This window comes from Bacillus sp. ISL-55 (assembly GCF_018613155.1).
In the GTDB taxonomy this organism is placed as follows: Bacteria; Bacillota; Bacilli; order Bacillales; family Cytobacillaceae; genus Mesobacillus.
The window spans coordinates 20,610-41,032 of record NZ_JAGGQU010000061.1 but is presented as its reverse complement, the minus strand read 5'-3'; the positions used below and the strand labels follow the sequence as shown (position 1 = coordinate 41,032).

27 protein-coding genes are annotated in these 20,423 nt (G+C 39.2%); 20 read left to right on the top strand and 7 right to left on the bottom strand.

Going from position 1 to position 20,423, the window contains the following annotated elements; translation table 11 throughout:
* Positions 1-767: LysM peptidoglycan-binding domain-containing protein (locus tag J7E32_RS22105; RefSeq protein ID WP_214911726.1), on the bottom strand; the 767-nt coding region annotated here is incomplete at its 3' end.
* 236 nt (positions 768-1,003) lie between these two features.
* On the opposite strand from J7E32_RS22105, the gene spxA reads away from it, so the two are divergent.
* The 3 genes from spxA (at position 1,004) to J7E32_RS22090 (ending at position 2,303) form a co-directional block, all read left to right on the top strand.
* Positions 1,004-1,399, top strand: a complete 396-nt coding sequence (gene spxA / locus J7E32_RS22100; protein WP_214911725.1) for a transcriptional regulator SpxA — start codon at positions 1,004-1,006, stop codon at positions 1,397-1,399.
* 78 nt (positions 1,400-1,477) lie between these two features.
* Complete coding sequence (locus J7E32_RS22095; protein WP_214911724.1) at positions 1,478-1,900, top strand: RrF2 family transcriptional regulator; 423 nt, start codon at positions 1,478-1,480, stop codon at positions 1,898-1,900.
* 70 nt (positions 1,901-1,970) lie between these two features.
* Positions 1,971-2,303 carry an IDEAL domain-containing protein gene (locus tag J7E32_RS22090; protein ID WP_214911723.1) on the top strand — a complete coding sequence of 111 codons (333 nt, stop codon included), beginning with the start codon at positions 1,971-1,973 and terminating at the stop codon, positions 2,301-2,303.
* Between the two features lie 45 nt (positions 2,304-2,348).
* Here the strand turns inward: J7E32_RS22090 and J7E32_RS22085 are convergent, their stop codons facing one another.
* Positions 2,349-3,098 carry a L,D-transpeptidase family protein gene (locus tag J7E32_RS22085; protein ID WP_214911722.1) on the bottom strand — a complete coding sequence of 250 codons (750 nt, stop codon included), beginning with the start codon at positions 3,096-3,098 and terminating at the stop codon, positions 2,349-2,351.
* Between the two features lie 248 nt (positions 3,099-3,346).
* Between J7E32_RS22085 and J7E32_RS22080 the strand changes: the two genes are divergently transcribed.
* The gene (locus J7E32_RS22080) at positions 3,347-4,039 is read left to right on the top strand and encodes a DUF421 domain-containing protein (RefSeq protein ID WP_214911721.1); all 693 of its coding nucleotides are present in this window, start codon (positions 3,347-3,349) and stop codon (positions 4,037-4,039) included.
* Between the two features lie 467 nt (positions 4,040-4,506).
* On the opposite strand, the gene J7E32_RS22075 is transcribed toward J7E32_RS22080, so the two are convergent.
* Positions 4,507-4,785 carry a hypothetical protein gene (locus tag J7E32_RS22075; RefSeq protein WP_214911720.1) on the bottom strand — a complete coding sequence of 93 codons (279 nt, stop codon included), beginning with the start codon at positions 4,783-4,785 and terminating at the stop codon, positions 4,507-4,509.
* Positions 4,786-4,908: 123 nt separating this feature from the next.
* The gene (locus J7E32_RS22070) at positions 4,909-5,682 is read right to left on the bottom strand and encodes a FixH family protein (protein ID WP_214911719.1); all 774 of its coding nucleotides are present in this window, start codon (positions 5,680-5,682) and stop codon (positions 4,909-4,911) included.
* 170 nt (positions 5,683-5,852) lie between these two features.
* Here J7E32_RS22070 and J7E32_RS22065 point away from each other — a divergent pair, with 170 nt between their 5' ends.
* From J7E32_RS22065 to J7E32_RS22050, 4 genes are all read left to right on the top strand, one after another.
* The gene (locus J7E32_RS22065) at positions 5,853-6,374 is read left to right on the top strand and encodes a hypothetical protein (protein ID WP_214911718.1); all 522 of its coding nucleotides are present in this window, start codon (positions 5,853-5,855) and stop codon (positions 6,372-6,374) included.
* A 15-nt stretch (positions 6,375-6,389) separates the two neighbouring features.
* Positions 6,390-6,869, top strand: coding sequence for a hypothetical protein (locus J7E32_RS22060; protein ID WP_214911717.1), 480 nt, complete (start codon positions 6,390-6,392; stop codon positions 6,867-6,869).
* Between the two features lie 164 nt (positions 6,870-7,033).
* Complete coding sequence (locus J7E32_RS22055; RefSeq protein WP_214911716.1) at positions 7,034-7,345, top strand: hypothetical protein; 312 nt, start codon at positions 7,034-7,036, stop codon at positions 7,343-7,345.
* A gap of 21 nt (positions 7,346-7,366) precedes the next feature.
* Positions 7,367-7,888: a hypothetical protein gene (locus tag J7E32_RS22050; RefSeq protein ID WP_214911715.1), complete on the top strand. Its 522-nt coding sequence runs from the start codon at positions 7,367-7,369 to the stop codon at positions 7,886-7,888.
* A gap of 32 nt (positions 7,889-7,920) precedes the next feature.
* Here the strand turns inward: J7E32_RS22050 and J7E32_RS22045 are convergent, their stop codons facing one another.
* Together J7E32_RS22045 and J7E32_RS22040 are read right to left on the bottom strand one after the other, a co-directional pair.
* A complete protein-coding gene (locus J7E32_RS22045; protein WP_214911714.1) occupies positions 7,921-8,856 on the bottom strand; it encodes an endonuclease I family protein in 936 nt (311 codons plus the stop codon).
* A gap of 139 nt (positions 8,857-8,995) precedes the next feature.
* Positions 8,996-10,042, bottom strand: a complete 1,047-nt coding sequence (locus J7E32_RS22040; protein WP_214911713.1) for an NAD(P)/FAD-dependent oxidoreductase — start codon at positions 10,040-10,042, stop codon at positions 8,996-8,998.
* 176 nt (positions 10,043-10,218) lie between these two features.
* On the opposite strand from J7E32_RS22040, the gene J7E32_RS22035 reads away from it, so the two are divergent.
* The 9 genes from J7E32_RS22035 to J7E32_RS21995 all read left to right on the top strand — a co-directional run bounded on the left by J7E32_RS22035 (position 10,219) and on the right by J7E32_RS21995 (position 17,761).
* Complete coding sequence (locus J7E32_RS22035) at positions 10,219-11,064, top strand: ABC transporter ATP-binding protein (RefSeq protein ID WP_214911712.1); 846 nt, start codon at positions 10,219-10,221, stop codon at positions 11,062-11,064.
* Entirely contained in the window at positions 11,015-11,935 is a 921-nt protein-coding gene (locus J7E32_RS22030) for an iron-hydroxamate ABC transporter substrate-binding protein (RefSeq protein ID WP_214911711.1), read from the top strand. Before J7E32_RS22035 ends, J7E32_RS22030 begins: the two co-directional genes overlap by 50 nt.
* A gap of 88 nt (positions 11,936-12,023) precedes the next feature.
* Positions 12,024-13,004 carry a FecCD family ABC transporter permease gene (locus J7E32_RS22025; protein WP_483297631.1) on the top strand — a complete coding sequence of 327 codons (981 nt, stop codon included), beginning with the start codon at positions 12,024-12,026 and terminating at the stop codon, positions 13,002-13,004.
* Entirely contained in the window at positions 13,001-14,008 is a 1,008-nt protein-coding gene (locus J7E32_RS22020; protein WP_214911710.1) for a FecCD family ABC transporter permease, read from the top strand. Before J7E32_RS22025 ends, J7E32_RS22020 begins: the two co-directional genes overlap by 4 nt.
* A gap of 360 nt (positions 14,009-14,368) precedes the next feature.
* A complete protein-coding gene (locus J7E32_RS22015) occupies positions 14,369-15,379 on the top strand; it encodes a DUF3231 family protein (protein WP_214911709.1) in 1,011 nt (336 codons plus the stop codon).
* A gap of 159 nt (positions 15,380-15,538) precedes the next feature.
* Positions 15,539-16,063: a hypothetical protein gene (locus J7E32_RS22010; protein ID WP_214911708.1), complete on the top strand. Its 525-nt coding sequence runs from the start codon at positions 15,539-15,541 to the stop codon at positions 16,061-16,063.
* Positions 16,060-16,572, top strand: coding sequence for a hypothetical protein (locus tag J7E32_RS22005; RefSeq protein WP_214911707.1), 513 nt, complete (start codon positions 16,060-16,062; stop codon positions 16,570-16,572). The genes J7E32_RS22010 and J7E32_RS22005 overlap by 4 nt, the downstream gene beginning before the upstream one ends.
* A 239-nt stretch (positions 16,573-16,811) precedes the next feature.
* Complete coding sequence (locus J7E32_RS22000) at positions 16,812-17,228, top strand: hypothetical protein (RefSeq protein WP_214911706.1); 417 nt, start codon at positions 16,812-16,814, stop codon at positions 17,226-17,228.
* 86 nt (positions 17,229-17,314) lie between these two features.
* Positions 17,315-17,761 carry a hypothetical protein gene (locus J7E32_RS21995; RefSeq protein WP_214911705.1) on the top strand — a complete coding sequence of 149 codons (447 nt, stop codon included), beginning with the start codon at positions 17,315-17,317 and terminating at the stop codon, positions 17,759-17,761.
* A 91-nt stretch (positions 17,762-17,852) separates the two neighbouring features.
* Here J7E32_RS21995 and J7E32_RS21990 read toward each other — a convergent pair whose 3' ends face one another.
* Positions 17,853-18,263 carry a hypothetical protein gene (locus tag J7E32_RS21990; protein WP_214911704.1) on the bottom strand — a complete coding sequence of 137 codons (411 nt, stop codon included), beginning with the start codon at positions 18,261-18,263 and terminating at the stop codon, positions 17,853-17,855.
* A gap of 202 nt (positions 18,264-18,465) precedes the next feature.
* On the opposite strand from J7E32_RS21990, the gene J7E32_RS21985 reads away from it, so the two are divergent.
* The 3 genes from J7E32_RS21985 to J7E32_RS21975 all read left to right on the top strand — a co-directional run bounded on the left by J7E32_RS21985 (position 18,466) and on the right by J7E32_RS21975 (position 20,287).
* A complete protein-coding gene (locus tag J7E32_RS21985) occupies positions 18,466-18,660 on the top strand; it encodes a hypothetical protein (protein ID WP_214911703.1) in 195 nt (64 codons plus the stop codon).
* Positions 18,661-18,972: 312 nt separating this feature from the next.
* A complete protein-coding gene (locus tag J7E32_RS21980; RefSeq protein ID WP_214911702.1) occupies positions 18,973-19,323 on the top strand; it encodes a cell division protein FtsK in 351 nt (116 codons plus the stop codon).
* 139 nt (positions 19,324-19,462) lie between these two features.
* Positions 19,463-20,287, top strand: a complete 825-nt coding sequence (locus J7E32_RS21975) for an MBL fold metallo-hydrolase (protein WP_214911701.1) — start codon at positions 19,463-19,465, stop codon at positions 20,285-20,287.
* Positions 20,288-20,423: the final 136 nt, after the last annotated feature.

The window sequence follows — 20,423 nt, the reverse complement described above, 5'->3', positions numbered from 1 at the left end:
ATTTTTTGCTTGCCAAATACATTCTTTACTTCATTAGGGTATCCATATACATCAATAACCTGGCTTTTGTTTTTCGGAAGGGAGCTAAGCTTTAAATATTCCGGATAGACTTGCAGTCCAAATACGGAACCATTCTCCATGTTAAAATTCACGCGAACTCCTGCACCTTCGCCATTGTAATAGAGAGACCTGACATTCAGCTGGTCCTCGGTTTTTACAGGCTTTCCGAACTTCTGCAGAAGCTGGCTGTATGTGGAGCCAATGTGTACACCATGAATATGAAGATTGTGGCTTGTTACAATGTAGGCATCTTTAATTCCGTTTTTGCGCAATAAATCTTTTTGCTTATCCGCATTGGCTTTTTTGGAAAAAACACCAGCCTGGATACGGTAATAAGTTTTATCATTAATGACCTTTGTAACGACCCCAGCTTCAATTCCTTTCTTTTTCAGATTAGCTATTTGCTTCGTTGCATTGTCTTTCTTGGTAAAAGAACCACCAACAACTGCATACATCGGCTCCGATTCTGTCACTCCAGGGAGCAGCAGCTTTTGGCCAATATAGATGGTATTGTTCTTTAACCCGTTGTAATCCTTCAACTCCTGGACAGTCAGGTTGTGTTGTTTTGAAATGCTGTAAAGTGTATCACCTTTTTTAACAGTCAGGGAATGATCATTTGCATAACCAAACCCGTTGGCGAAAAAGAGTAATGAAACCATCAATAAGATGCCCAACCCAAGCTGTATAAAACGTTTCGTTTTCTTCATTTTATCACCTCAAATAGTTTGACGAGATCATTTCAACAGAGTTTCGAACGGATAAGCCTAATTTTAGATAATGGAAAAAATGGGTGTTGAAAAGGGGAGAGCTCTTGAAATTACCATTGACAATGCTAACTGTAAAGTTTAATATTACAGTATCGGTAATTTTACATCTAAAAAGATTCTATTGTTGTTTATCTGTAATTTTTATTTTTACAGTTAGACGGAGGAGCTGTTGATCAATGATTACTTTATATATCACATCAAGCTGTGCGTCTTGCCGAAAAGCAAAGGCCTGGCTGCAGGAACATCAGATTGATTTTATTGAGAGAAATATTGTATCTGAGCCACTTACTGTTGATGAAATCAAATCGATTCTTCGATTGACTGAGGATGGAACGGAAGAGATCATTTCGACAAACTCAAAAACCTATAAGCAGCTGGAAATGGATATTGACTCGCTTCCGCTGAATCAATTGTATGAACTAATTAGAAGAAATCCGCAAATGCTGCGCCGCCCGATTATCCAGGACCATAAACGCCTGCAGGTTGGCTATAATGAAGAAGAAATTCGCAGCTTCTTGCCGCGTAAGCTGCGTACATTCACTGGCTTAGAGTTAGATAATATCGCGAACTAGGTGCTTTTTCTTTAAATTCGACTGGATGAAAGGTAATATATAGCATAACAAATAGTTACTGTTGTTAGGAGGCAGGCAATGAACAGCGATTTTACCCTGGCCATTCACAGTTTAACCCTGCTTGCACTGCAGCCGGACAGAATGTCGACAAGCGAAGCTATCTCAGAGAGTGCAGGGGTTCATCCTGTGCGGATCAGAAAAGTGCTGGGCTTGTTAAAAAAGCATGGTTTTATCAAATCAAAAGAAGGTACCGGAGGCGGCTTCATTTTTGCGCTCGATCTAAATGAAGTAAACCTCTGGGATATATATAAACTGACCTCCGAAGGTGCACTGCAGCCAAAGTGTCCTGACTCTAATGAAGAATGTGTTGTCGGAGCGAATATGCACAAGGTCCTGTTTGCTATTTTCCTTGGTGCCGAAGAACACCTGGGAGAATACTTGAAGCATTATTCGATCAAAGAAATAGTGGACCTGGTAAAGGAAACGAACTGTTGTGACTAAGGAGTTCACAACTTCTTGGCTGATAAATGTAATGAAAAATATTACAGATTAAATGAATGAGGTGACTTATATGTTTTCCAATAATAACAGTATTTTAAGAGTAGGCGATTGGATTAAGGGGAAATCCCGGGATGGAGAATTATTCATCGGATATATAGAGTCACTTGATATTTTGGACGAAAAGGTTAATGCAACAATTACATCAAGTGATGACGAATCAATGCTTGGCAAAACCATTCCGATTTCTACAAATGAAGTCAAAAAACTGCCTGATCCGAAGGTGAAAAACAAAGAACAAATTCAATACTTTATTGATCTGGCGCTTGCCACTGGCGATGAAGAATGGTTCCTGGAGCTTTCTGAAAAGCTGAATTCGATGAGAGAATTAGTCAAGGGTGTGTAAAAAATGAAGACGGTCCTTCCTATATAAGGGAGGACCGTCTTTTTGCTATTTCATTCCCAGCGCTTTTTTTGTGGCAGGCCCGGCGATTCCGTCTACCTTCAGTTTCTTCGCTTTTTGGAATTTATTTACAGCGGCTTCTGTGGCTGGGCCGAATACTCCGTCGATCCCTTTTGTGCTGTAGCCCTTGTTTGTTAATGCCTGCTGTAGCTGCTTCACTTCTGCACCTCTCATACCTTTTTTAAGGACAGTGCTTGTTGGTGCAGCGATGACTGGAACAGCAGCCTGGCCTGTAACCTTATATCCGTTAGCGGAAGCGATCGCGTTAAAGGACTTTTTGGAAGAGGTGATGACAACCGGAGTATTGACTTTCACCTGATCATAAAGCCACTGCACCTCGTTATCATACATCCGCACGCAACCCGCACTCACATATCCGCCAATTGATTTGGGATTATTGTTGCCGTGGATGGCATACGTTGTTCCCCATGTTCCTCGCGCATTTATGCCGAGCCATCTGTCGCCAAGCGGATTTCGTGGGTCTCCGCCAGGGATATTGCCACTGTAATAAGGACGATTCTTGATTTTGTTAACGACTTTGAACTTGCCCTCGGGTGTATAAGGTGCCTTCCGCCCAGTTCCCACCTTAAATGTTTTTACGAGTTTATTATTTTTGTAATAAGCAAGTTGATTGTTAGACTTGTTGATGATGATCATGTCACCACCAGCGGCCTCTGCAGGTGCCTCAAAGAACAACAGCGATAAAAGAAGCATCATCGAAACCAGCAACTTTTTCATTCCCCAACCCCCTTGATCTCATATGCAGGACCATCTTTCTCAAAAGGTCTACAGCCGTGCAATATAGGAAAAGTATTATCACTTTTATAAACGGTTTTTTCTCATAAAAGTTACATACTTTACCGTTATATGGAAAGAGAATCGTATGACAAAATAATCAAGTTATTTGTCGTTTTATGGAGGTTTTTTGAAAAAAGCGATTCAACTTCTGCAAATCTTCCCATAATGGTAAGGAAGGAGTGGGAGTGTTGAATCATTATTTATCAATTGCAGTAGAATTGGCGAGTGGATTTGTATTTCTTTTTATCATGACAAAATTACAAGGGAAAACGCAGTTCTCCCAGATTACGCCATTTGACTTTATTTCAGCGATCATCCTTGGTGAGCTAGTAGGGAATGCCATCTATGACCATGAAGTGAAAATCGGGGAAATCGCTTTTGCCGTGACCTTGTGGGGAGTGCTTGTATATGTCACAGAGACAATCACACAAAAATTCCTCGGTTCACGGAAATTGCTCGAGGGCGAGCCGAACATAGTGGTCCGAAAAGGACAGATTAAATTTGAGGCTTTGAAAAAAGCAAAGCTGGATATCAATCAGCTTCAGAGTCTTGTCAGACAGCAAGGCTACTTTTCACTACGCGAAGTAGAATATGCAATCATCGAAACGAATGGAATGGTCAGTGTCCTGCCGAAAGCGGATTATGACACACCTAAAAATAGCGATATGAAAATCAAAGCAGAAGATCCGAACTTGCCGATCAACATGATCCTTGATGGGGAAGTGGTTACCGAAAACCTAAAAGAAGCCGGGTTCGACGAGCAGTGGCTGAAAAATGAATTAGAGAAGCAAAAAATCCACCATTTTGAAGACGTGATATTTGCGGAATGGATGGAGAACGAACCGCTTTTTGTGCTGGAATATGAGAAGACGGCGAACTAATAGGGGCTTGCACGATACTTACGGTCTTAGCCTATCTTAGTCGTGACGGTTTGAATTCCTAGAATTTTGGCAGTTAAAAATTCCAACGGGGATTATAATTGGTCACAAGAAAAACAAGCTGGATTGAGGTAAGGTCTTTCCGAAAAACACATGTGGGACCAAAATCGGTTATAGAACGAGGAAGTTGGTCTAGAATAGTGCGACTAGTAGAGTATCCGATCAATAAACAAGCTAAGCTATCTGGCTAATAATGCTAACTGTTTATAAATAGAGTCTAAACGTATAGAAATAGCGTCCAACTGGAGATATATTAGCTTCAACCGGAGATATAATTGCTCCAACTGGAGATATATTCACTTCAACTGGAGATATAATTGCCCTAACGTATAAAATCGTCCTTAACACTATAAATATTTATGAAAATATATTAGTTCATACAAAAAAGCTTAACCAATGATGATATTGGTTCAGCTTTTTGAATTCAGCCAGAAAAATAACATCGGATTCAGCACACTCAAACCTAAAATGGCGAAAGCGAGGAAGAAAATCGTTGGGTCTCCGCCTAGTCCAATTTCATCGACGATAATCGCATCATAATAGGTGACTTGAACTGTGATGACACCGATCACGATCGACAGGCTTATTACGCTGAAACCATTCAGAAGTTTTTCAGGTAACTTACGTGAAATAATCAATATAATTAACAAGATTGATACAGTCAGCAGGGTGAAGAATATTGGCCGCATAAGTGTAAATGCTCCATCGGTGTCGCAAGTTTCAGTTGTATACCTAAAATTCCTCCAAGTTAAGATAGGATGATTTTACCATAAAATGGAGGGTGCAAGTTGCTCTGCTTGTTTTTCCTGTCATTAAGATTTTACGTCGACCGTTATTTCAGTATGATCATGTATATTACCTTTTTCGACATGGATTTTTACATAAAAATGCTCGTTGGCAGGGAAGCTGTAATCTGCGGAATAGGTGCCAGATGAGGTTTCCTTCGCTTCGATGAACTCATGCTTAGTATCATTCTCGTGCCAGATTTCAAAACGGACGTTTGCAGCAGAAATAGACTGGTCTCCCTGGGAAAGCTTGACTGATAACTCAACTGGCTGGTTGCTTTTTATCGTTGAAGGAGCATGGAAATCGAAGGATACTTCGCTATTATGGTGGTCGTTATGATCGTGATCAGATTGTTGGTCCTGGTTTTCATTTTCTTCATCATGAGTGTGGCTGTGTCCTGATTCGCCACCATCTACAATGACTTCTTTCTTTGGCATACTGTGCATCCGGTTTGCCGTCGTATGAGCCACGATGAAATAATTCCCGCCTTCACTGAATTTTTTCTTAATGGAATAGGTGCCGTCCTTCTCGTTATGTGCAGGTATCATTTCATGGTTTTCCTGACCGGATTTCCAAATTTCAAATTTCACCTCATCGGCATCAATGACTTTCTCCTCACCCTGAATTACTTCCGCTATGATGGTGATCTCCTGACTGGTCTCGATTTTTTCAGGAGTGATAATTGAAACTTCCAGTAGCTCCGGTGGATGATCTAGCGAACCGTCTTTCTGTTCCTGGCCAACAGAACAAGCCGTCATTAGTACCATGATCGATATAAGGAATAAAAATGTTTTCTTCATAAATTTATGACTCCATTCATCATTTAATTTCTCAACAATAATAAGGTGTAAATGTGATAAATGTATGAAAATATGTAGTGGCGCAAAAGTTTTATAATGACAGCTCTGAACAGGGATAGATACGGTTAAATCGGGAAAAAATAACCCAAATATAAATTAGGGTGATGTAGATGCATAAGAAGTTTTTCATTTTTAGTATCATATTATTTTGGATACATAGTGGAACAGCGAATGCAGGTAATGATAAGCCAAGACCATTGGAAGAAATTTTTTCAGAAATAGGCTATAAATCGGTTGAAGAGGCAGTGCAAGAATTTGAACATCATTTCAATCAGGATATAAAGTTACCTTTGAGAGTACCACCTATAGACTTTACGCACCATTTTGGAAGGTTCAATGATTTAGAAGGGGAGATTAATGACTCTTTAGAAATCGAATTAATTAGTGATATGTCGGCTGAACATCATTATATAATCAATGTTCGTCCTGTTAAGTATAAGATTCCATTCAAGGCTAAGAACGTAATTAAATTAGAGAATGGAAACGAGGCTATATATACAAATGTCTCAGGATTCAATCTGTTGGTCTTTGAAAGAGATGGCTGGCAGTATATTCTGAGTATTGATAAAAGAGTAGCAGAACAAGTGACTCCAGATGTATTAGTTGAGATAGCTAATTCAATTAAAATATAATCGAGGTGAATCTTAATGATTAAAAAATACCTGCTCTCAATAGGACTTATCATATTTGCTTTTTCTTCAGTTCCTGCCGGTAATGCAGAAACTGCGACGGAATTCATAGAAACAGGGGAAGAAGTAGAGGTGAAGGAAAGCGGACCAAAGATCTTTATCTATGAGACGCTGGACCCATGGTTGACGCAAGATGCGTCAGACTTGTATTTTAAAAAATATAACGCTAGAAAAAGTGTGGAAATGGAAGGTCCTATGCCGGAAAATGTCCGTGTCTGGATTAAAGAAGTTAAATCAATCGACAGAAAATATACCCATCTAATAACAATCTACTTGCCCCACGAGAAAGTGATTGTTGATGGTAAAAAACCAATGAAAACCGCTGATAAATTTACCTATGCAGTCAACGCAACTCAACTTCCAGTATGTCATGATCAAGAGGGTATGAAGGATTGTGTTAAGCTGGTTGAGTCTTATCATAAAGTGATTTCTAAATAAACAATACATGCTCGCCCTGAGAATTGTTGGTACAATCTTTTAGATAAGAAAAGCACTAAGTTTTTGCCTCCACAGTACCTGGTGCTGTGGTATTTTTATATTATGGAGACAAACATTCTAAGCGGATTTCTTTCGATATTGAAATTTAAGGAAAGGATGTCAATATGAATAAAAAGAAAATCTCAAAAGCTGAAAGAATAAGGAATCGGGAAGTGGTTGAAAGCTATCATAAAAAAGTGACTGAAGAGGAATTACAGGGTTTATTCGATGATTTCACGCGTTGGAAAAACGGTGATATGCCTTATTATGAATTAACGGAAAAAATCCACGAATTTCATAAGGTGAATCAAAAAATTTGGAGCAAGTTTAACTATAATGGGTGGGATGACTTTTTGCTCGTGCTAGAGGCAAAAAAGGAATTAAATCTGCTAACTGAAGATGAGAAAATAGAATATGCTCATTGGTTGCAAGATTAATAGTATTGGCAGGTAGTTCATTTGGCGAAGCAAAGAAGGAAGACTAAAAAAGAGAAGCGGAGAAGACAGGAAGTCTGCAGACAGAGAAAAGGGGAGAGGGAAAAAGCCCCGTTCGAATTTGAAATGGAGTCTGATGAGAATTTTGCTTTTATTGCTGGTTACACGGAAGGTGGAGTGCCATTCGGTGTAAAATACGAAGAAATGGCAGAAATCGAGAAGTTAGAAAAGCTCGATTTTCGTTTTCAATTTTTTGAGCTTGAGCTTGAGCTTGAGGTTGAAGGTGATTGGACAGACTCTATTATCGATGACGATGAATTTGATTTTGAAGATGAGTGGCTATACTCGAGGAATAGAGAGTTGGCAGTTCATTTGCTGGTCGAACAGCAGCAAAAAACTTATAACTGGGAAAACGGTGATAGTTATGATCCATCGTTTGATTGGGAGAACTATTTTGGTTTCAAAGGGAAAGAGGAAACGCGAACAGAATTGATTCATCATCTTAATCTTTTGGACTTGTTAAGAGAAATTAGGAAGAAAAGATAAATAGGCTGAACCACAACATGCTGGCTCAGCCTTTACCATGGAAACTCAATTATCTCAGCTAATTCTGGAAAATCGATGAACGGGTTGCGGTTTCCCTGGATGTAGTAGATGGCTTGGTTGCGGTGCTGTTCGTAGAGTGTTGGGAATTCTTTGTTCCAGCGGACGAGCAGCGGGAGATTCACCTTCTTTTTGAATTCATTCTTTACTCTTTTAGGATACCTCAGGAAAAAATAAAGCATGGCACGAGCGGAGACTCCCTTGCCGTGTTCAGGTTCGAATTCGAAGCCTGTTGTGACTCCGCAGTTATTCTGAATAGGTTCATCTTGACGTTCCGGGTTGTAAAAATCAAAATCGGCAAATGGGTAGTTGGAACGGGAGATGTTGCAATCCGGTTCACAGACAAACAGGTGGTGGAGATCACCTTTCATCGGTTCGGCACCTTCAAACCAGGACTGCGGCACAATATGCTCGGTGTTCATCTTGAAATGGTCCTCAAAAACCTTCAAATCCTTGATTGAATCAAAACCATTCACCTGAATCTTGCGTGATCGCCGCCTGAATTCATCGTATTTTTCCCTAAGTGTTTCGTTATCCTCAATCAACAATGACTCCGGATCCTTCTTCTGGCTGGAATAGACACTCTTCGCGGAACCGTCCGGATATAAATCGACCCATGTGTACAGATACAAATCCTTTGCCAGGAAGTAGGGCAGCTGATTTTTATGAGATTGAAAAACGATTGTATGGAATTTGTAGAAAAGAGCCAGACCAGACAAATCAAGTTTCTGTGCGCCACGGTAATATTCCTTGATATCCAGTTCATCCTGGTCTGGATCATAATAGAGCTGCTGATTACTCTGGATGTTCCTCCGGTTCTCCTTCAGGATTGTCAGCAGCTTTTTCAGATCGAGCGAATCATATTTATGATCCCAGCGGTCTTGACGTTGCTGTTTTTTATATTTAGACATAAAAGTCTCCTCATCCTTGTTTTCTTTATAACCATTTTACCCCTTAATGGTATGTCCTTCAAAGTCCTTGAATGGGAATGGAATTAAATCGAACCAGAATTGGAAACCCGCAATCAACAGGTGGATGTTCTGTTCTAGATCACTTGATCAGCTCAAGAATCATTTCCTTGTTTCTCTCTGAAAATACTTTATTGTGCGATGAGACCATTGCCGCTTCGGAGGCTGCAGGTTCGATGAACTGTTTTGCTTTATTGACTGCGTTGGCTGCATCCTGAAATGTCCCTGCTATTAAATTCAATTTTCCTTCGTGCTTTAAAATATCTCCTGCTGCATATAGGCCGGGGACGGAGGTTTCGCTTGTCGCTGTTCCGTCGATGTAAAAACCATCAATCAACTTCGGTTCAAGCTCACTATTTTGCAGCAAGGATGCGTCCTGATCAAAACCATGATTGACGAGAACGTCGTCAACAGGAAGACGAAGGACCTCGCCTGTATTCTGATTGGTTATTTCGACTTCGGAAATAGACGTCCGGCTTTCGTCTGCAATTAAGTTGGTAATGCTTGAATGAAACACATATTCTACAGAGCTGCTCATCAGCTGGGTCACTTGAGATTCATGGCCAGAGAAGCAATCTCTTCTGTGGACGAGATAGATCTTTTTAGCAACTGGTTCGAGCGCGTTCGCCCAATCAATCGCCGAATTGCCGCCTCCGGAGATGACAATCGTCCGATCCTTGAAATATTTGAGAGAATTGACCATATAGTGAAGGTTTGACACCTCGAATTTTTCCGCACCCTCAAGTTTTAGTTTCTGAGGTTTTAAGATTCCGCTTCCAATCGCAACGATGACTGATTTCGAATAGTGAAATTCTCCCGAAGCTCCTTTTAGTAAAAATAAATCCCGATCCTTGATGATGAATTCGATTTTTTCATTCAAGACAACCTCAGGGCTGAAAGTCATCGCCTGTTCTTTTAACTGTTTGATTAAATTCGCGCCGGTGATAGGACCGATTCCGCCAACATCCCAAATTACTTTTTCCGGATAGACATGAATCTTCCCGCCAAGTTCCGGCTGGGCTTCGATTATTTTCGTATTCATTTCTCTAAGGCCGGCATAAAAGGCAGAATAAAGTCCGGCAGGCCCGCCACCGATAATGGTAAGGTCAAAGTTTTCAATGTTGTCCATGGGAAACACTCCTATTAGTGTATTGAGTTAGATATTTTTCAAAAAATCGGATGGAAAAATAGATAATTCACGAATCTGTCATTGACTGAATAAATTAATAGCTTTATAGTATACATTGTAAACGATACTGATAATCATTATCAACGAGAAAGTGAAAAACTTTGGAGGAATGATGTATGGTCCGCTTATACACAGACCAATTGAACGTGGGATACGGGGAAAAAACAATCGTGAATAACCTGACCTTAGAAATCCCCGATCAGCAAGTGACGATTATCATTGGCCCAAATGGATGCGGGAAATCGACTTTGTTAAAATCGATGTCACGTATCATTCCCCATCAGTCTGGCTCGATATTCCTGGATGGTTCGAGTATCTCTAATGAAGATACGAAAAGCCTGGCAAGGAAGATGGCCATTCTTCCACAAACACCTGAAAGTGCTGCCGGCCTGACGGTAGGGGAATTGGTGTCGTATGGACGCTTTCCTTATCAAAAAGGATTTGGGAGGCTGACAAAAAAGGATATGGAGGTCATAAATTGGGCTCTTGAAGTGACAGGAACGGCAAGTTATAAATACGAGGCCGTCGATTCCTTGTCCGGCGGGCAGAGGCAGCGTGTCTGGATCGCACTCGCTCTCGCGCAGGAAACGGAAATGATATTCCTTGATGAACCAACGACCTATCTGGACATGGCACATCAGCTTGAGATTCTCGAACTGCTGCAAAAATTGAACAGGGAGCAGGGCCGGACGATTGTCATGGTGCTCCATGATCTAAACCATGCAGCCAGGTTTGCTGACCACCTTATCGCCCTTAAGGCAGGAAGGATTGTCAAAACAGGAACAAGCGAAGAAGTCATCAACAAGCCTGTTCTCAGGAAAGTATTCCAGATTGACGCTGAAATCGGGAGAGATCCACGTACAAATAAACCGATTTGCATCACGTACAACTTACTAAAAGGAGAAGAAGAAAATGAAGAAATTACTTATGCCATTCCTGCTTATGCTGGTGCTCGTTCTTAGTGCGTGCGGAGGCGGAGAAACCACTGGAAAATCAAAAGAAACAAAGAAAGAAGATTCCCCAGAAACGATTACCTACCAATCTGAAAATGGTGCTGTAGAAGTACCTGCAAATCCAGAAAGAGTCATTGTCCTCTCTTCATTTGCCGGTAATGTAATGGCTCTAGATGTGAACATGGTCGGTGTTGACGCATGGTCGAAAATGAATCCGCGTTTTGAAAAACTGAAGGACGTGGAAGAAGTGACAGATGAAAACCTGGAGAAAATCATTGAATTAAATCCAGACCTGATCATTGGTCTATCTAATATCAAAAATGTCGATAAGCTGAAGGAAATCGCGCCTACTGTTACTTTTACATACGGTAAACTTGGTTACCTGGAGCAGCACCTGGAAATCGGCAAGGTTCTGAATAAAGAAAAAGAAGCCCAAGAGTGGATTGATAACTTCAAGGCAGACTCTAAAGCGGCTGGCGAAGAAATCAAATCGAAAATTGGTGCAGACGCGACTGTTTCTGTTATCGAAAACTTCGACAAGGAACTTTACGTATTTGGCGACAACTGGGCAAGGGGTACGGAAATCCTGTATCAGGAAATGGGCTTGAATATGCCTGAAAAAGTGAAGGAAGCAGCTCTAAAACCTGGTTACTATGCGATTTCTCCAGAAGTACTGTCTGAATACGCTGGTGATTATGTGGTATTCAGCAAGAATGCAGAGGGAGATACATCGTTCCAGCAAACCGAGACATATAAAAATATCCCTGCCGTAAAGAATAACCGTGTATTCGAAGTGAATGCGAAGGAATTCTATTTCAATGATCCTCTAACACTTGAATATCAGCTGGAATTCTTTAAAAAATCATTTTTAGAACAATAAAAATCAGCAGGAGGAATTCTTATGGATTCCTCTTCTTGCTTTAAGAAAGATGAGATGCATTATGATCAACCAAAACAGCTCGCTCTCTATGCTTGCCAGGTTTGTTGCCGGGATGCTCATTCTGTCCGCAAGCTTCATGACGGCAATGGTCTTCGGAGCAGCAGATACATCCGTCAAGGAGATTTGGCTTGCGATTACTTCCACCGTTAAAACAGAAACAATCACCATGATCAGGGAAATCAGGCTTCCAAGGGAGGTTGCGGCAATTTTTGTAGGTGCTGCCCTTTCTGTTGCTGGTGCGATCATGCAGGGCTTGACGAGAAACCCGCTCGCTGACCCGGGCTTGCTTGGTTTGACGGCTGGAGCAAATGCTGCATTGGCACTGATTATGGCGCTCAGTCCTTCGGCCGGTTACCTTGCCATCACATTTGCATGTTTTATCGGCGCAGCTGTCGGCGTTATCCTCGTGTTTGGGATTGGTGCCTTGAAGAAGGGCGGATTCTCCCCATTGCGTATCGTCCTTGCCGGAGCCGCGGTCTCCGCCTTTTTGTTCGCTGTAGCTGAGGGAATCGGTTTGTATTTTAAAATTTCAAAAGATGTTTCGATGTGGACAGCAGGTGGCCTGATGGGAACTTCATGGACTCAGCTGAAAATCATTGTTCCGTTTATCCTGGTTGGAATGCTGATTGCTTTTTACCTAGCCAGACAGCTGACGATCTTGAGCTTGAGTGAAGAAGTAGCAGTAGGACTTGGCCAGAAGACAAACTTAATTAAATTGGTATTATTCATTGTTATTGTTTTACTGGCAGGGTCTTCGGTTGCGCTAGTAGGGAACATGGCCTTTATCGGGCTGATGGTCCCGCATATCGTCAGAATGTTCGTCGGCACCGATTATCGATTCGTCCTGCCGATGTCAGCCTTATTCGGCGCGTCGTTCATGCTGATCGCAGATACGCTCGGGCGAACCATCAACGCTCCATATGAAACACCGATTTATGCGATTATTTCCATGCTCGGGCTGCCGTTCTTCCTGTTCATTGTCCGCAAAGGAGGGAAGAGCTTCACATGATCCACCCGTCTATTATCAAGAAACAGAGATATATTGTGTTGACCTTGTTTGTTTTAATTATTTTAACAATCTTAGTCAGTCTGGGACTGGGCTATTCCTCCGTATCGTATAACCGGATCTTGCCGACCATACTTGGAAATGGCACATTTAAAGAAGAGTTTGTTTTGTTTTCGATCAGAATGCCGCGAATTATCGTGACAGTTCTAGCTGGGATGGCCCTGGCACTATCCGGAGCGATTTTGCAGGGGTTAACGAGAAACGATTTGGCAGACCCTGGAATCATCGGGATAAACTCTGGGGCTGGATTGGGAATTGCCGTGTTCTTTCTTTTCTTCCCAATCGATGCCGCTTCGTTTGCGTATATGCTTACACTGGTCGCGTTCGGTGGTGCGCTGGTGACCGCGATCCTGATTTATTTGTTTTCCTATAAAAAAGGGATCGGACTTCAGCCTGTCAGACTGATACTTGTCGGTATTGGTTTTTCAATGGCACTGTCCGGTGCGATGATCGTCATCATTTCAGCAGCAGAAAGGCAAAAAGTCGATTTCATCGCCCGCTGGCTTGCCGGCAATATCTGGGGAACAGATTGGCCGTTCATACTGGCACTTCTGCCATGGCTGCTGATCCTGATTCCATTTACGCTTTATAAAGCCAATCGTTTAAACCTTCTGAGCTTGAGCGATCCTGTCGCGATTGGCGTTGGAGTATCGATTGAAAAAGAAAGGATCGTCCTTCTTTTAACAGCAGTTGCATTGGCAGCTTCGGCCGTGTCGGTAACAGGCGGGATTGCTTTCATCGGATTGATGGCCCCGCATCTTGCAAAAGCACTGATAGGTCCAAGAAATCAATTATTCCTGCCAATCGCAGTGTTGATCGGCGGCTGGCTCTTATTGTTCGCAGACACCATCGGCCGCAATCTCCTCGAACCAGAAGGCATACCGGCAGGAATCATGACCGCATTGATTGGTGCACCGTACTTTGTGTATTTGCTTTTAAAAAAATAGACGGTTGAGACCTGTGCAAAACTCAGGAATAGAAGGGCGTGGAAACTAGACTTTCCGCGCCCCATTTTCGTATATAAGAGAGGGATTAAACTGTAGAATCCTGCCATAGGTACTGATGTTTGCTAGACTGGCCAATAAGTAAATTGAAAAAATTATACATAGGTGTGTGGAATATATCTACACAGCATTAAACGCGGATTAGTTGAAGATTTAACAAAACATATTCCAATATCAGTGTACCTTAACCTCCATCCTTTGGTTTTTGTAATCGGTAATTGATCGAATGTATGAGGTTAATTTACATTTTTCCCCATAATCATGGTAATACTTAAAGAAAATATGTGATGGGGATGAAAATGTATGGTAGAACATAAACCGAAGATAACATCTGCTGAAATTTCGATGTTGTGGAGTACTTATATAGGTGACACCATGTCTATATGTGTGCTAAAACATTTCTTACATACTTGTGAGGATGAGGATATTAAACCTATCATTCAGCTTGCGCTGGACTATTCAACCGATCATGTTGCTCAAATATCAGATTTATTTTCAAAAGAAGGGATTCCTCTTCCTAAAGGGTTTGGAGAACAAGATGTTAATTTACAAGCGAAGAAACTTTTTTCTGATGTGACGTACCAGCGTTACTTGCACCATATGGGGAGAACGGGATTAAATTCATATAGTCTAGCAAAGTCTATATCTGCTCGTAAAGATGTCCGTAACTTGTTTAAGCGTTTTTTAAATCAAGTAGAAACTTTGTATGACCAGAATACAGAACTGATGCAAGAAAAAGGCGTCTTTATCCGGTCTCCTTATATTTCTTATCCGGATAAAGTAGAGTTTGTTACAGACCGAAAGTTCCTCGGTGGGCTAATAGGACATCGCAGACCGCTCCTTGGGGTGGAAATTGCCCATTTAGGGGTTAATATTGAAGTTGCAAATGTAGCCAAAACTTTTCTATTGGGGTTCAGTCAAGTCGCTCAGTCCAAAAAAATTAGTGACTACTTTAAAAGTGGATATGATATAGGAAAGAAAATGGTTGAGGATTTTATGATCAAACTAAAAGAAGACGATAATTCTTATCCTTCAACCTGGGATTCTACTATTACAAATAGCACTGATGCACCATTCTCAGATAAATTAATGCTTTTCCATACGAATGCTCAAAGTGCCATCGGTATTGGGGACTTTGGTCTTGCCATAGCTGCATCACTTCGGAAAGATTTAACCGTGAAATATGAGGAGTATATCCTTAAGGTTGGTGGATATGCAGAGGAAGGTACAAAAATCTTAATTGAACACGGATGGTTTGAAAAGCCACCCCAATCCATTGATAGAGAATTACTTAGAAATAAAAAAAGAATTTAAGCATGGGTCACAATAGATGCTTATTTTGTTTATAAGATTTATATGAATTGGTAAAAAACATTCGAAAAACTCGTCAACTTTGGATGAGTTATATTGTATTGGATATTCTGTAACTTATTAAGAGTGCGTACTAATAAGTACCGTGTATTAAAGTCATTTATGCATAAGTTAATACAAACAATTAAAGATGGTGACTATATGCAAACGGTTGGGATTTTTTTGATTTTAGCAATATTATCACTTATTTCCTTGTATTTCTTGATAAAAAAAATGAATGTCACAAACTTCTTGGGCTGTTATTTTCTATCCAATATCCTTATTACAAATACAGGTTTGATCATTAATTTAAATTTAAAGCTAACAAAACAAGACCCATCAAGTGAATTAATATTTTGGACACAAAAAATACCTGAGTTAACACTCAAGCCAGCCTTACTTTTATGGTTAATTTATATTTTGTTCTCTAATAGATCTATTTTTAGTAAATCAATCTATTCATTCATCCTTTTAACTGCACTAATTTCAATTGAAATATATTTCGTTCATATTAATTATTTGGAATGGGTAAATTGGAATATATTTTATTCATATTTGAGATATAGTCTTATTATTTTTTTATTGGCTATCTATTCCTTTTATTTAGAAAAACTGATTAATAAAGGCAAAGAGGTGAAAACGATATGATTTTACCTCTTCCTGAGAATTTTGACGCAAATGAAATATTTATAATCTCTTCCACTTTGATTACTTTTGCCTTTATGTTCAAATTACCTAGGCACTTGTCTGCTGTGACCATTACTATCATTTGGACATTTAACATCTTTCTTGCTTTGTTAGCTGACATAACCCTTAGTGTAAAACCTTATGAATTATACTTTACGATCGACCATAAAACCCATGAACTATTTGATGTATTATTGCACTTTGTAACGTACCCAACTCTGCCTTACTTTGTAGTAAACTTTTATCAATATAAAAAACCCAAAGGTTTAAAGAATCTTTCTTATATTGTTTTTTGGTCAGGAGTCGCCATAATTATAGAATGGATATCTGTTAAATTTCATGTTTTTACATATACCGGCTGGAATTTGTTTTTATCCTTTTTGGTTTATTTATTTGTATTTGCCGCTAACATTTGGCTTACAAATTTCATTGAAAAGAAACACCTTTCCAAGTGGACATCAATTAGTTGATACAAAATAAAATAGGTACTCCTGTAAGAAAATAAACCTTCTATATATTGAATAAAAAAAGTCCATTATGGGTAATCGGATCGGAAACCTAGCACAAAAAGTTAATTTACCTACAAAAGTCCGTTTGTTGTATACAAAAAACTAATTGCTAACAAACATGCTGCGTTGATCCAGGAAGGATTAGCGCTTTTTTTGTGGAATAACAATAGTTGATTAGTTTGAAAAAAGGGGGTGATGTCTTGGGTTTCTTTGTTTATTACTTAATAACCCTTGTTATAATCAGTGTGGTTTCGTATTTTTTATTGTTAGTCACTAAGAAACTTAGTTTAATAAAATTACTTCCAGGTTTTTATATATACCTATTTGGAAGTTTTATTTTATCGAGTATCTTTGTTTACTCTTATTTCTATTCTGATGGAGATTATATAAATAGAGGAATTGCCGGCGCATATATAGCAGTAGTATTTGTTGTAATTGCAAATGGATTAGCTTATGTATTAACTCATTACATCGTGGTTAAAAAATATGCTGCTTTTTCTGGGTTGTTTTATATTTTATTACCGTTTATAGGAGTGTTTTACATTTGCGCTTTTATTGTGGTTGCAACGATTTTTAATTTAAAATTATTCTTTAATATTTGTTTTAATTTTAAGTAAAGGAGAAAAATCTGTAATTTTTTGTATGAAACTGAAACATCTTATAAAATAAAACGTAATTAATTTTATAAGGAAGGAGGATGTTCATGAAAAAGTTACTGTCTATGTTGTTATTATTAGTTCCTATGCTCTTATTGGGATGCAGTCAAAATGAGGAAAGGTTTGATCATACGGCACTTAAAGATGAATTGAAAGAGGAAGGGATCGAACCTAAGCTTCCGACGGAATTTCCAATGGCCATAGCAGGGTACGAACGAGTTATTCCTCCTCATGAGTCAAATATACACGAGGTGATATTCAATGGGGAAGATGGAGGAATGAAGTTTTCATTGACGATCCAACCACCCCCGGTTGAATACATCAATGATGAGGAAGAGGATGTTACAGTTAATGGAAACAAAGGCTTCTTTATGGATGGGCCTGGATCCTCGATTCATTGGACTGATGGCGATTATCATTACATCTTGACATCCTATTCAGACGAAAATGGGACCAAGGATAGTATGGTTGAAATAGCCGAGTCTTTTAAGTAAGAAAAAAACAATCTATGTCAACTACTTGGTTTGTTGATCCCAATTGATTAACGACCTTTTTTTCACAAACGGAGATTGGTTGAACAATCAATTAATCTTCATCGACAATGAGTTTATAAATTATCCTTGAGTCTTTCTCGGAAAGAAAAGTATTTTTTTCGAGGTTATTAACCCCGATCCTTATATTATTGTCAGGAGATAGTATCCATATCGAATACTTATTGTTTATCATCAAATCGGGATAACTACTTTTGCCGCTATCGTTTTCCCAATTTGCGTTATTTAAGACGCTAAAGAAAATTTCCACTTTTTCTTTATCAGTAATTTCTTTGATTTGTTGATATTCACCCTGATTTTGATTAATAAGTTCTTGGATTACAAGACTTTCTTCTATATTAAACTTCAATCTTTCGCCTCCAAGCTTCGAACTAACTTCCTCCATGCAACCGCCAAGTAAGATAACTGTTAGCATTAAAATGAGTGTTATAAGTCTTTGGGTCATTGGATTACCTCCCTGACAACTATTCCTTTTTCTAATTAGACGATTAATCAACTTTATTGTAGCAGATTCCAGTAAATTCCTTTAATGAATTAAAAATATTTATTAGACTATATAAATCCTTCTAATTACAAAATGGGTTATTTTATTAAGTTAGTAAGTATGGTATAATATGGATAATAAAAGAGGGCCGGGGTGATGTTAAATGAAAAATAATCCTAAGCTTGGATTATCTGTATCTTTAATGGTATTAGCAGGACTTCCAGTTATTTTTCTAATTACTTCTCTGCTGACTGGAGAGTGGAATTATTTAATATATAGCATGATTCCCTCACTTTTTGCTGGACTCACGGGTCTTATGATAAGTGTTCAACAGTTAAAAAAGGTGCGCCGAATTTAATAAAAGCAATTAACAAGCATTGATCCAGCGACGGATAAATGCTTTTTCTTTTATGTAACCAAAGCAGGTGAATGAAGAAACTTTCTGTAATAAGCATGATGGGAAAACAGTTTTTTAGATAACGCAAAATAATTGCAAAAAACTTTTCACTAAATACAAGGTGATTATATGTTGAACTACCGATGCAAGTTAGCGTAATAAATAGTGTACTTTATATAGCTGAAGAGAGGAGAGTATTTATGCGAGATAAAGAAATTTAAACTAAAATGGCCAGGGTTAAAAATCTAAAGCTTCAAGATTTAGGGGGAACTTATGAAATTCTTTAACAAAGTAAGTGATTTCTTTGGAACTACCAAACTAAAAGAAAAATTATTTTATAAAGATCGCGCGGGGATTACAGAAGCAGATAGGGAATATATAAGTCGTATTAAGGGACAAAACCCTTTCGGTATCTTATCAATGCTTTTAGGTGGGATATCTTTTGCCTTTGGACCTATTTATGTTGCTTTTCCCATAATAACGATCATTTTTTGTTTCTTAACTTATGGAACTTATGATAGAGAAAAAGAAGACAATCCATGGACTTTTTTTATAGGTTTTTGTTTGGCCTTAATAGGCTTATTTATGTATCTAGGCGGCGTCGTCCATGAGCTAATAGTATAAAAAACTTGGCTTAAAGTAGGATGTGTGAGAATCCCGGAAGGATTACTGTTTCATCGAGCTTGTTCTTATACATAAGGGAGATTAGGAGAACGTATCCTGATAACAAATTTCAACAAAGACATCAGAGGGGGATGAAACTATGCTGTTTAAAAAGAACTTTACCCAAGAATCAGTAAATGGAGTGCGGATGGGCAATGGATCCATCTTATTTCAAGGTGTAAAACTAAATGTCCATTGTTTCTCCCTCGACGGAGTGCTCATTGATACCGGGGCAAGGTCATTGGAGAAGGAGTTTATCCCATTTTTTAAGAAACTAGAAATTCAGCAAATAGTGATGACGCATTATCATGAGGATCATACCGGCTGTGCCGCTTTATTGCAGAAAGAGCTTCAAGTGCCGCTTTTGATGAATGACAAGATGATTGAATATTGCACGAAGAGGGCGGATTATCCGCTGTATCGCCAATTATACTGGGGAAGGCGCAGGCCGTTCCGGGCAGAATCGATTGGAGATTCGTTTGCCTCTGAAAAGGCCATATGGAATGTGATTAGAACCCCGGGGCACTCTCAAGATCACCTGGCATTTTTAAACAGTGAAACCGGTCAGCTTTTTACAGGCGATCTCTATTGCCAGGAGAAGACAAAGGTAATCTTAGAGGAAGAAAGCATTCCGGACATTATCGAGTCATTGCAAGAAGTACTAACCCATGATTTTACTGATGTATTTTGCAGCCATGCTGGTTACTTGAATGATGGCCGTTCTGCGTTAAAGCGAAAGCTGGAGTATCTTTTGGACCTGCAGGAAAATATTTTAAAGCTGTATGATGAGGGCAGGACACCCAAGCAAATTAATGAAACACTCTTTCCTAAAAAATATCCTATAATTCGCTTTTCCTCCGGTGAATGGGATTCCCTACATATTGTTCATTCCGTGCTGGCAGAATACCAAAAGATAACTTACTAATCTATAAAATAGATTAGAAAATATCTCCTATAAATATAAAAGGACTTCTTATTTATTAAATCCTTACAAAATAAACGGGCTGGCTATTTCAATAAATCGGAAGGGGAAAGGGATATAAAAAGGGAATTACTTGAGA